The 12,252-nt window shown below is 37.5% G+C and carries 10 protein-coding genes and 1 pseudogene; all 11 read right to left on the reverse strand.

Going from position 1 to position 12,252, the window contains the following annotated elements; translation table 11 throughout:
• Positions 1–896 precede the first annotated feature (896 nt).
• Positions 897–1,811: an endonuclease/exonuclease/phosphatase family protein gene (locus G3O08_RS11890; protein WP_239541185.1), complete on the reverse strand. Its 915-nt coding sequence runs from the start codon at positions 1,809–1,811 to the stop codon at positions 897–899.
• 263 nt (positions 1,812–2,074) lie between these two features.
• On the reverse strand, positions 2,075–2,605 hold the full coding sequence (locus G3O08_RS11895; protein ID WP_163285599.1) for a DUF421 domain-containing protein: 531 nt from the start codon (positions 2,603–2,605) through the stop codon (positions 2,075–2,077).
• 422 nt (positions 2,606–3,027) lie between these two features.
• Entirely contained in the window at positions 3,028–3,315 is a 288-nt protein-coding gene (locus tag G3O08_RS11900; RefSeq protein ID WP_163285600.1) for a DUF1622 domain-containing protein, read from the reverse strand.
• A gap of 55 nt (positions 3,316–3,370) precedes the next feature.
• Positions 3,371–4,975, reverse strand: a complete 1,605-nt coding sequence (locus tag G3O08_RS11905; protein ID WP_163285601.1) for an ion transporter — start codon at positions 4,973–4,975, stop codon at positions 3,371–3,373.
• 129 nt (positions 4,976–5,104) lie between these two features.
• Positions 5,105–5,353: a hypothetical protein gene (locus G3O08_RS11910; protein WP_163285602.1), complete on the reverse strand. Its 249-nt coding sequence runs from the start codon at positions 5,351–5,353 to the stop codon at positions 5,105–5,107.
• Between the two features lie 190 nt (positions 5,354–5,543).
• The gene (locus G3O08_RS11915) at positions 5,544–6,113 is read right to left on the reverse strand and encodes a BatD family protein (RefSeq protein WP_163285603.1); all 570 of its coding nucleotides are present in this window, start codon (positions 6,111–6,113) and stop codon (positions 5,544–5,546) included.
• 192 nt (positions 6,114–6,305) lie between these two features.
• Positions 6,306–7,757 (reverse strand): serine hydrolase domain-containing protein, encoded by a 1,452-nt coding sequence (locus G3O08_RS11920; protein ID WP_163285604.1) that lies wholly within the window; start codon positions 7,755–7,757, stop codon positions 6,306–6,308.
• An 11-nt stretch (positions 7,758–7,768) separates the two neighbouring features.
• Positions 7,769–8,611 carry a helix-turn-helix transcriptional regulator gene (locus G3O08_RS11925; protein WP_163285605.1) on the reverse strand — a complete coding sequence of 281 codons (843 nt, stop codon included), beginning with the start codon at positions 8,609–8,611 and terminating at the stop codon, positions 7,769–7,771.
• Between the two features lie 633 nt (positions 8,612–9,244).
• Positions 9,245–10,219: an NAD(P)H-quinone oxidoreductase gene (locus G3O08_RS11930; RefSeq protein WP_163285606.1), complete on the reverse strand. Its 975-nt coding sequence runs from the start codon at positions 10,217–10,219 to the stop codon at positions 9,245–9,247.
• 286 nt (positions 10,220–10,505) lie between these two features.
• Positions 10,506–11,177 (reverse strand): hypothetical protein, encoded by a 672-nt coding sequence (locus G3O08_RS11935; RefSeq protein ID WP_163285607.1) that lies wholly within the window; start codon positions 11,175–11,177, stop codon positions 10,506–10,508.
• Positions 11,149–12,063 (reverse strand): annotated as a pseudogene (locus tag G3O08_RS11940) (AAA family ATPase); the annotation flags it as partial. The pseudogene G3O08_RS11940 and the gene G3O08_RS11935, both read right to left, overlap by 29 nt.
• Positions 12,064–12,252: the final 189 nt, after the last annotated feature.

Raw genomic sequence — 12,252 nt, forward strand, 5'->3', positions numbered from 1 at the left:
GGTTTTCATGTTCTTGAAAGATGTTTGAGATTATCCTTCTAAGATACTGATTACCAATGCTTTATACTAATTTTTTAACATTTAATTTGCTGATTATCAGCGGGTTATATTTTTGTCATGTACTAAAAAATTATTCATATGATGCGCTTCTTTCAATCTTTGCTATGTACTTAACATTATATCCTGGTTCTCTTTCCAGCGCGAATTCCCTACTGCTACTAATTAGTGTCTGTCCATACAGTCCACTATCTGCGTTGCACTTGTCTTGAAAACAGTCATCCCGCCCCAGCGGGACTCCTTTATTTTCAATCCTACGTGCGCCTTGCTATTGAACTTTATGATCCAGCCACCTGACTCTATTGACAGACTCTAATTAGGTTGCTACTACTTGAATTCTATATATCTTACTGCAAAAAAGGTTGGCAATCACAAGAAATAAATACACTTATAGAGAACCCAAGTCTATTTAGTGTCTGTCCATAAAGTCCACTATCGGCGTTGCACTTGAATTGAAAACAGTTATTGACAAATGTCAACTCCTTGATTTTCAATTCTGCATGCGCCTTGCTATTGAACTTTATGATCCAGCCACTTGACTCTATTGACAAACTCTATTTAATCCACTATCCAATTTCAATTCCTTAATAGAACCATTTGATTCAACTTTTACAGTGTGATTTCCCATCTTAGAATCTATTGGAGCTATAATTTTCATTTGAACAAAATCTGAACTCAGTTTATTTTAATTCTTGCCTCCAGAATGCGCCTATAATAAGTGTTGCTGACACAAAGATTACTGTAATTATTGTCATCATTCTTATTTCAATTTTAAGTAGTTCATCCTTTCATTAATGGCTGGTTTTAAGGGTGTTTAAATTATGCCATGCAAACCTTTTTTACAATACCAACTCAACAAAAATAGGAAAATGGTCTGAACCCATTTCTGGCAGGCGCTCCAATGTTTTTAATCGGAATTCATCAGTTACAAAAACATGATCTAATGGCCACCTATTTAAAATGTTCGTTGCATTGTAACTGTTATAAAATCCTCTTCCTACCCTAACATCATAAAGTATGCTTTCAGTTCCGGTCAATTCATCAACATATGACCAAACCACATCATTAAAATCTCCTGCCACGATGGTCGGAAACTTTCTACCTTTGATTTTCTTTCCCAATTTCTTTAAAGCATCTTCCTTCTGACCTTCATTATCTGGTAAATTTTTAAAATGTGTAGGTGGGACAGGATGTAGAGAATGAAAGCTGATATACTTACCCCCAGAAAGAATAATTGTACTCTCAAAAGAAGGCACATTTTCATTTTGTAAATAATCAACTTCTACTTTTTCTATCGGGAACTTACTGAAAATAACCATTCCGTAGGTAACGTTGTTGATTGTATGTTGGGAATAAGGATAATCATTTTCAAGAACTTTAAGTTGTTTGTCCCACCATTCATTTACCTCCATGGCCAAGATCAAATCAGGTTGTTTAATTTCAATCAAATTGATGAATAGTTGAGCACTTTTATTGGACATTTTCACATTAGCTATTAATAGGCTTAATTGGGCATCATTTGGTTTTATTTCCTCTACTGAAGGAACTTCAACAGAAACCAAAGGTGTATAATTGATAAGATAAGAACCATTTATAACCATGCCCATTAAAAGTACACCGATGAACATATAATCATACCATCGCCAACGCCTTATCAATATAACTAGTATTGCAAGACAAATAAAGGATGCGATGAAAAACTGGATGCGCGGAAAATCAAGCATTTTTAAGTAAAGACTTTCGGTATTTCTCAAGATGGAAAATATTGAACATAATGCCAAAATCAATGCTATCACGATAATGACGATATACAGAACCTTCCTTGTTTTTTTCATCCTCTTAAAGGTACTTAAAAATTGATTCCTTCATCTTTATTTTAGTTGTTGCTCAAATAGCTTTAGACAAATGGTATATGAATAAAACGAACAGTAAAAGAAAGATAGGCTAGATAGAAGTATTCGGTTTTCAGTCTAACCACAGGCCCTATTTTTAAGATAGTAATACATGGACAATAATTCTATGGTTTTATTCTTACACCTGAAAGTAATTTTTTGTCGAATCTTTCATTTTTATCGCTATCGGCGGAATGAAGCACCGAGATATCTCCCGTAGATTCGAGTACAACGGCAAAGACTTGGTCATAGTTAAGTACATTGGCCTCTCGTAGTTTAGCAATTACTTGATCCTCTTCTATTCGTGCATATTTTAAATTCTCATGCAAAATCGTATTGCCATCCATAAGAAGTAAAGGTGCGTTGGAAATAGTTCTACTTAGTGATGGAAATTTTTTTTGTAGGAAAGAAAAAGTCATCGCTAAAAACAGAAGGCCTGCAATTGCAATAGATCCATGAGCCAATGATGTAGATGAGGTAAGGGTGGAAGAAATAATACTGCCAATAGCCACGGTAAAAGCAAAATCATAAGCTGTAAATTTTGCAAAGGCTCTAAGACCCACGATTCTGGTCAATATTATTATGACCACAAAAATAATGACACACCCAACTAAGGTCTGAAAAAGCGGGTCGTTGCTACTATATATCCAATCCATATTGCTTATTTAATTGGTTAATTTTTAAACTATATACAACGTATCGGCATCGATCAAGCAGGGGGAATTTCATCTCAAGCTTCTCAAATCTAGCGCACTGACGGCTAAACGGACTACGAGAACACTTGAAAAGATTGGAACCCAAGGTCGTGAAATTGCCTTACTTAGTTGCCATCAAAAAGCGCTTATATTACAAGTCTAAACTACTATATTTATTTCAGAAAATCGCCAAAGCTTTAGCCAGGTTATAAATTGCTTCCTGACTGTTGCTAAGCATTTATAGGATCTATTAATGCTATTTTTGAAACGCTTTTATCATCTTCTGGCTCACTTAAAATGTCAATGCGGTATGTTGAGGAAAAAGTACTCGCGAGCGACGAATATTGGGCTATTGTCAGTAATTATTTATTCGATTTGTTTTTTCACTTATCTTTTTTAGAATTCTCTATTTTAAATTTTTGCCAGCGAAACTCTCCTTCTAGCTCAACTTGGAGTGAAAGGCTTAAAAATGTTCTAATAAGAACAATTAAACCCAGTATTGAAACTGATTTTAAGGAAGGTTCAGTAACAACTGTTGCCATTATATCGGCTGCGATTAATATTTCTAAGCCGAGAAGCATGGATTTCCCAACCGCCTGTCGAAGTTCTATATAAGTAATAGGGTTTTTACTTTTTAATAGAAAGATAAATTTACCAGGCGAGCTACTCAATCAATGTAATGCTGGCCAATGGCGCCTGAAATAGCCAGCGCCAATTTTCGCAATACTATTTCTGTCTTTTAAACAGTGACAACTCCCTGATTACCGCGCGGCTTTCAAACCCTCCTGCAAGTGCGCCGGTAGTTACCCCCACAGTACTAATGAATGCAGCCAGGCGTATCAAATCGGTTAATTCAACTGCCTGCTTATTTAAGGTAGGCCAGGTTTGTATCAGGTCTCCCGGGAACACATAGAGTTCCATAAACAACATCAGCAAACCGACCATTAAAAAAAGGCCGATGCAAGCAAGGAATATGCTTAGGTATATAGTTGTATTTGCTACGGCAAGATGTTCTGTCAGAATTCTTTTTTCTTTCCGCGGTAAGAAAAGTGATTGTATTGTAACGAGATAAAAGCTGGCACCCATAATACTCATTACCGCAAACATGATGGCAACAGAATTGGGCATATTTATCCCTACATCCCATATCTCTGCAGTGAATAGTAGGATAAATGAAGGACTTACGGCTGCGGTTACCAGCTTTGGAAGCGACAGAGGAAGCAAGATCGCCCTATTTCTTAAAATGGGTTTGATTAGTTGTTTGGGATGACGAAATGCCATTAACAAATGAAACATAAAACTCTCCAGTCCATTGCCGCCGCGTAACTCCCGTTCAGGCAGGCGCTCGTTATTCTTATGTAACCTATCTATCTCTGCTTGCGTGAAAGCAGGCACCGATTTGCGATCTGGTATGAACTCGAAAGTAGACATAATTTTAGAACGACCTTTCTTTGTGCGGCTTAGTTCCAGGATCTCTCCTACCAAGTGCAAGAATAGTGCAGCCGCATTATACCTTACCGATTCATCGTTCAATGAAAGCATCGGCTGTTTTCTCCCAGTAGTCACCAATTTTCGAGTGGATATCATGGCGATTCGGGCTACGCTAGATGTGAAACCAGCGTCAACCCTGTTTTTTACGGTTGCCAAGGCAACATCTGTTATTACCAGCATCATATCATAGGGCCCTTCGGCCATTCGGAGGCTAGTATCATCCAGAAAATCTGAAGGTCGCCTGGCTTTATCAGTGGCCAACTGTGATGGATCTGTGATATCGAAGCTCCACGGGATACCGGTAGCAGCCTGCAATGGAGACATTACATCTAATATTAACTGCTCGGCAAACTGCTTTAATTCTTCCTTCGACTCCTTTTTACTGTATTCAATTAATATCCCGATATTCATTTCAGGCTCTGGTTGCGGGCCTTTCGCTTCCTTTAATGCTGTTAAAAATCGGCGTCCTGAAGTTAATGAGCGCAACACATTTGTAGAAGAAATGAAACTCGCCGAACGCAAAATCCGAATGGCGTTAAGCAACCGAAATACTCTAAATGCAGGAATTATTAATGCGAGCAGCGTAATCCAGTTTTGTTTTATGTATGTCCATTTGCTAGCCGCCAGGTATAGCTTTAAAATATATTCAAAAATAAAAATGCCCCAGATGATGTAAAATATCGTGTTCTGGATCTGGCCCAATCCTTTCACCAGATCTACAATAAGCAAGTAAAGCCAAAGGAGTGACAAAATAAACATTGGAATTTCAAGCCCTGCTTCGAGTTTGTACAATGCCCTGTACTTTTTGCGCTTATAAGAAAGTTTGTGCGTGTTTTGCATATTTACAAGCTTTTAGCTCTACGGAGTCTCATTAAGAAAATACCGTAGAAAACTGGGTGAACAATCTTTAGGGTTCTGAAAATTTCCATGAGTTTATCGTAAGAAAACACAAAATCCAAACGTCTGATTTTATCCATCTCGGAAATTGGTGATTAGTGGGGTTACATTCGGATTAAAACCTTCATGAGAAAGTGGAAAAATTTCCTTGTCGAAATAAGTCCATGTTTTTAGGTCAACCGTCATATATTTAGTGGTATCAACAAATGTCCAACCGTTCTTTGATGCGAATTGAATAATTCTTTCAATGTCAAAAGTTCCTTGTTTCTCACTTTTCCAGAACATTGCGCGCTGACCGCCCCAAGGTTCTTGGTCGGTCAATTGCTTTATTTTGTTATTCTTATCGAAGTCAGTCCAAAAAACCACTAGCATTGTCTTATTACAAGAAATTAGCAATATTGTCTCAAATGTTATTATGGCTGCCTGTTTTGTCATTTTTTGCATTGGGCAAAACGGCAACTGTATGGTACGTGTCCCGTAGGGCATGCACTATACAGAATGTTGTGAGAAGTTATTCTACTTTTTTAATCTTATTTATCTCTTTAAGATTAAGTAGACGAATGAATACCCATTCGCTGTTTTCAAATTTCTCAATGAATCCTGTTTCCTCATGAAAAGATATTCTGATAGTACCTTCAGGTTTCGAAGAATCAAATACCAGTCTTTCAAGTTTAATTCTGCTTTCTTTCTTATCGGATGGTACAACCGTTAGAAAGATATTCTCACAAGGAATAATGGATTCGTTCAGATATGCCGATATGCATTCCATTTTAAAGCTTCCGACATTAAGAGGTCTTAATTTATATATGTATTCCGTTTCTGAAGTCTTCAGACCGTCTGCAAACCTTATTTGCTTGAGCTTTTGGGGACCAAATGAAACCGCAAAGTTTTTGAAGTTGGGAAAACTTACGGAGTCTGGCTCGAAATCGATTTTTATGGATACTTTAATTAATTCGTCCACTCCTATGGTATCTTTTTCTAATTCTACTCGAACCGATTGAGCGTTCATTCTCAAGACAGCCATGAGAAGTATGAGAAAAGTCAGCGAAACCCGCAGAGTGAAATGAAAATGGTCATTCATGTTAGAATTTTTTGTTGATAAGAATTAGTAGTTATTCAAATACTCAAATTGCTCACAACATTCCGATAAGCGTACATGTACGCTTATTTCCGCATTGGACGTAACCTCTGTGACCCTTTCGCACCCCAAGTTTAATCAAAAAACCCAAATGATTAAAACTTACTACACAGTTATTAGCATCAATCTTCCACTCTACAGTACAATCGCAGCTATCTCATCTACTAGAGCCGCCATATTATAATACGCATTGTTGGATAGGAAAATAATCGTTTTATCAGAATCTGGCATGCGCATGATCAGTGTTGAATAACCCGGCCAACTCCCCGTGTGATATTCTAAGTCTTGAATATTATCGCCTTGCGTTAGAAAGACTCCATACCCATAATTCGTTGGTTTGCCATTTTTTAAAACATATGGGGTATTCATCCTCTTTGTTGATTCTTCGCTAAGAATTGCATTCTGCTTTAATCCGTCATTCCATTTCTGCAAATCCAAAATAGAAGAGCTTACGCCATCGTCGCCCGTAATACCATCCATAAACGACACATAATCATACCTGGATAAGCTATCAGGCAATACAAATTTATTTCTTTGAGCCGAAAATACATGTCCACTTGCATAATTTGAAAGTGAATCCTTTTGAATTCTTCTGTGGTACACAATCGACTGATCCATGTTTAAGGGCATAAAAATATTTTCTTTTAAGAAGGCACCGTAAGTTTGATTGGAGATCTTTTGAATAATACTTGAAAGCACTACGTAGCCCGTGTTTGAGTAATCCCATCGATCACCAGAATTGAATAATAATTCAGGTTTCTGTTCAGCAAATAAGGTCAGTATGTCTTCGTTTGTGGCAAATTTTGAATGATCCCAATGTTTTTTCAATAAGGCCATATAATCAGGAAGGCCGGAAGTGTGCGTTAGTAATTGTTCAATGGTAATTTCAGGATAGGGAAAATTAGGCAAGTATTTGCGAACCTGATCGCTGCAATTTAATTTACCCCTTTCTTGCAGTTGCATGATGGCCAACGCGGTAAATTGCTTTGAACACGACGCAAGTAAAAAAAGTGAACTGTCATTGAGTGCCAGTGAATCTTGGAAGTTCAGGTAGCCGACATTCTTTTTATATAAAATGCTATCACCACTGGAAACCAAAATGCAGCCATTAAAGCTATATTGACCAGTGGAGCGAATTGTTTTTTGTACAACAGAATCAATTTGATGTGCATCATCCTTGTGGTTTTTCAATTCTCCGGTGTTTCGATATACAAATGTGGGGTAACCAAATCCCATTCCTTGAAGTTTGCCTTTTTCATTGAAGATGAACTGCATAAATGTCCTTTTGCTTGCAAATGCGGGGGTAGTCAATTGTGCAGTAGCACTATACTTAGATGTGAAAATGATAGTGTCTATTACTACTTGTCCGTATTTCTGGGTAAACGGCAAGTATTCTTGTTCGAGTTTTTTTTGTCTGATTAGTACCTTTCCGATGAGCCCCCATGACTTTTTCACCACTTTATAATCCGAATTGTTTATCCCTTCAACAACTGCTTCTACAGAGTTTATGTGGTTTTCATAGTTTTGAGAATAGCCATTTAGTTTTAACACAAATAAAAAAATGAAGACTGCAAATAATCTAAGCATGAGGTAAATTTTTAGTGAGAAGTTTCATCAAAAATATCACCATTCCATCTTTTAGAATTGTAAAAATCGAACGTTAGGTCTTTATTATCAAAATATTTTTTTGGGGTCATGTGCATCGTACTTTTGAAGTCATGAATAAAATGTGCCTGATCGAAATAACCATTGTTAAATGCAATATCCTGCAAATTGATAGATAGGTTAGGCTGGATTGAACTTAATGTTTTATTGATTCTGATTATTTGAATCATCTCTTTGGTTGACCTACCAAGTCCAGAGAGACACAAATTTCGCAATGTATTTGATGATACATTTAATTCTTCACAAAGACTATCCACACGGTTTGTTTCAGCCGAATAAATACGACGCATAACATGCAGCACCCGCTGATCATACTTATTCCGAATATGTGCCAGGATAAATTCTTCGATTGCCTGAATAATTAAACGATCGTTATCGCAGGTAAGCAGCTCTTCTTGCAGTTTATCGACTGCTGATGCCTTAAAAATCTCCTTTGTGTTCAGGTGGGGACAATTTACAATGTCACTCATTGGATTTGACACCAGTAAATGGAAAAAAAATGGCTTGAACCCTATGGCAATTTCTCTAAAATTAGGGCTGATTTTAATTAAATCTGGTTTTTTTATTAGTCCGTAAATGCAAGATTCCGGCGCTTTGTTCCAGCCTTGATTTTCTTTGAGGTGAGAATCACCCTCTAAAAAAAAAGCAATTCCAATTATTCCATTTGGCGCTGTGGTATATCTTTTCTCTGTAAGTCCATTTTTTAACTCATACACGTCATAAAGCACTTCGCTTAGCAAAGTGGAGTGGTTATGTTGTATCAGTCTGTAATGCATTTATTTGCCTTTAACGATCGTTTAAAAGAATGGGATTTAATCACCAACCTTTCTGTTAATTGGTGATTCCCTACTCTATATTTACATTTTTAGTTTTGTACTAAAGTCGCTATTTTTTAATTAAATCGTAGCCGTCACTTATCCATGTTTTTGCTTCTTCAATAACTTCGCCGGTTGTAGGGTTTTTATCGTCGAAAGATTCACTGGCAAAAAGTTATCAGGTATTATTCCATCTTTATGCGTGGTTCCATCTTTGCTTTTGCAATCGAAATTATAGAATCCAATACTTGTTTTGAATTGGCTCCATTTGATAGGCTTTCTTGACTTCTGCAACAAAATGACGTCAATACTATCAGTCCTATTAGTATGTACTTTTTCATGCACGAATTGTTTTTGAAGTCTTGGCTAAAACTGGACATGCCGGACAAGGCTATCCCCCAACTATCCCAACTTTTGGGCATCTATCCTTTTTACAGATGCCAACATCTTTGGCACCCCGAGTTTAGCTAAAAACCCAAAAGATTAGAACTAATCGCATAACTGCATAAAAGCATAATGAAACTAAAACCTTCTTCCGCAAAGTTAATTTAGCCCATTTGCGCACAACCTTGCATAACGAACTAGGTCACTTTTTTAGTCCACCGTCAACAAAATTTTCCCAATATGCGCGCTACTTTCCATCAACTTATGCGCTTCCGACGCATCTCCAAGTGGAAACTTCTTGTAAATAACGGGGTGTATTTTTTCAGAACGGAACAATGGCCATATGGTTTTTTCAACTTCCTTGGCAATCTGCGTTTTTACAGCTGCGGATTGCGGCTTCAGAAAGCTTCCGGTCAATACCAGGTTTTTACTCATTACAGTGCGAAGATTAATCTTTACGTCCATACTCTTCATTCCGTTTATATTAATCAGTCGACCTTTTTTATTGAGAATTTCGAGATTCTTTTGAGTATAATCTCCACCGACCATATCCAGAATGACATCTATTCTTTCGTCTTTTAAAACTTCTTCGAAGGCTTCTTTTTTGTAGTTTATGGCCTTGCCAAGATCCATTTTATTCAGAAAATCGATCTTTTTATCAGTGCCGGCGGTTGTATACACCTTGGAGCCCAGAGCCTTAGCCATTTGCAAACCCATGGTGCCGATGCCGCTTGTGCCACCGTGAATCAATAATTTTTCACCGGGTTGAAGATTTCCCAATTGAAATACATTGAACCAAACCGTGAAAACAGTTTCGGGAATTGCAGCGGCATCGGTTAAACTTATTCCTTCGGGTACAGGAAGGCAATGAGAACTCTCAACAGCGACATATTCGGCATAACCACCGCTCGCAATCAGCGCGCAAACTTTGTCGCCAATTTTTTTATCGCTAACATCGGAACCTATCTCTATAATCTCACCCGAAACTTCCAGGCCGGGGATCAACGCATCAGAAGATCCTTTGCCATAGGCCTTTGTGTTTTTGCGTGTTACTACATCGCTGCGATTCACACCCGCTGCTTTCACTTTGATTAACACCTGGTTTTTGTCCGGTTTTGGTTTTGGGGTTTCTTCTAGTTTTAATACTTCCGGCCCACCGGATTTCGTTATATGGATTGCTTTCATTTCATTTATTTTTTTGATCAGCATAAACATACAAATTATTCCACGGCTCTAGGGTGCTGTATTTCTGATGCTTCCGTAAGATCTTTTACCAATTTCTTGTCGGTTACGTGGCAGAAGATACTTATCGGCTTCGGAACTCCACCATAAAATCGCTCCACAACGCAACGAACCGTCCCGGTACATCGGGATGGTGTGAGAGGTGGTTGCAGAGTGGTTACTGAGCTTGTCGAAGTGCTTGTCGAAGTGCTTGTCGAAGTGCTTGTCGATGTGCGCACTCCGTCCCTATTTAGGGGCGGAGCTGTCTACTCGATTGGGCATAGTTTTCTTTTATTATCAATGCAGTTAATTCACCAAGTATCGTCCTCAAGGTTTTTAATACAGCTTCATCATCAATGATTAACTTCCTTACAATACTTTCATATGTTGCCCTATCAATACCTAAACCATTAGCAATGTTATTAAGCACGGGTGTTTCTCTTACTGGATAGCGAGCAATAAGACCATTTAAATTTTTGTCATAAATTAATTGATCAAATTTGGCTACCTCTTGATTGAAATAATCTTCAAGACTAAGTTTGAGTTCAAAATCTTTATTTTCAATAATGTCAGTATGTTTTGGAAGCATAGACATAATCTCGGTTCTAACTCTTTTTTCAGATAATCTGGAACAGAGTCTCTCTTTATGTGAGCTAATGTAACTAACTATATTTACTGTTGCAGTACCGAACAATTCATCACTATCTGACCCTGTGAGTTCCGCATAAGTGTTAGCAACGAATCTTATAATATCTAAATGATAATATAGGGACTCAACGGAATAACATTTGGTTGCTATTATTCTTTTTTCAAACAATTCTTGAATTTGGTCAGTTGTTCTGTCATCTGCATCAATAAGACCAAAAGCATTAATCCAGTGTAAGGATTCACTACTAGTTATGCCTTCTACAGCTTTCAACATCTTTACAACTGCCTTTTGGAACAACGGAGACAGTAGGATATATTAATTGGTAAATCTGTCTATCTAAACTTTCATTATTGCCTTCAACAAAAAGAATTTCTCGTTTTGCTCCTAATATACTTTTTTTAATTTCTGGCGAAATTTGAGCTGATTCTGCTATTAAATCTGCATCCCAACTGTCAATATTCTTTCCGTTCCAGCTGCAGTTTCTTACTAGCAAAGTACTTGATTTGAAGTTGTCTACTGGTAGAAAAATGTCGTGGATTGAAATTACAAAGGCGCAATCGCTTCTTTTGAGAAACAGTGATGTCAATAGAGGGGAAATTATTGCACGGTGTAAATGGCTTTCAGGTTCATCAATTATTATTAATGTGTTTGGATCAGAGGTTAATACATCTGCAGCAATAAGTAATGCATTTCGTTCGCCATCTGAAAGTTCAGCGATGCTGTACAAAGCGCTACCATTCTTAGAAGCGAACAACTGTTCATCTTTACCAAGTGAGATTTCAATGGGTATGTTTGCTATTGCAAGTAACTCATTGATTCCTTCAATAGGCGCTTGAGCATTTGAGAGTTTTTTGGCTGAATCCATATCATCTTCATCTACCGCTTTTGCAATATGTCTAGCTCGAATATTTTGAGAGTTTATGAGATCAAATATTGAAATGCTAGATCTTTGAGAAGAATATACGTCTTGCCATCTTGAAGTGATTTGCTGGTCTTGGTTATTTATATTCGTCTCTGTCTGCTTCTTTTTCGCAGCAGTTAAATCCATAGAATTACTTGTAAACCAAGTTTGCCTATGCGCTAAAATCCGTTTCGCATGGGCTCTGTTACTAGCATATAAGTTATGCATTAATGTGGACTTCCCAACCCCATTTGCTCCGAGAACGAAGACGGCTCACCCTCCGCCAATGGAACAGATATTTGCCCATTATTAGAAGTCTTAATGTTAAATAAATATTTGTTCTTCGTCATTCAGTTTAATTATGCCAACGGCAATATAAGCGTAGTGCGGGATTTCGAAGCACATACTTTCAATAAACCGTAATGTTCCTTGATTGCAAGATATTCA

Source organism: Cryomorpha ignava, assembly GCF_010686655.1.
Taxonomy (GTDB): Bacteria; Bacteroidota; Bacteroidia; order Flavobacteriales_D; family Cryomorphaceae; genus Cryomorpha; species Cryomorpha ignava.

Excerpts from the sequence above, each read along its gene's own strand:
- G3O08_RS11895 (WP_163285599.1), bottom strand. The coding sequence starts at position 2,605 with ATGGATTGGATATATAGTAGCAACGACCCGCTTTTTCAGACCTTAGTT.
- G3O08_RS11905 (WP_163285601.1), bottom strand. The coding sequence starts at position 4,975 with ATGCAAAACACGCACAAACTTTCTTATAAGCGCAAAAAGTACAGGGCA.
- G3O08_RS11915 (WP_163285603.1), bottom strand. The coding sequence starts at position 6,113 with ATGAATGACCATTTTCATTTCACTCTGCGGGTTTCGCTGACTTTTCTC.
- G3O08_RS11920 (WP_163285604.1), bottom strand. The coding sequence starts at position 7,757 with ATGCTTAGATTATTTGCAGTCTTCATTTTTTTATTTGTGTTAAAACTA.
- G3O08_RS11925 (WP_163285605.1), bottom strand. The coding sequence starts at position 8,611 with ATGCATTACAGACTGATACAACATAACCACTCCACTTTGCTAAGCGAA.
- G3O08_RS11930 (WP_163285606.1), bottom strand. The coding sequence starts at position 10,219 with ATGAAAGCAATCCATATAACGAAATCCGGTGGGCCGGAAGTATTAAAA.
- G3O08_RS11935 (WP_163285607.1), bottom strand. The coding sequence starts at position 11,177 with ATGTTGAAAGCTGTAGAAGGCATAACTAGTAGTGAATCCTTACACTGG.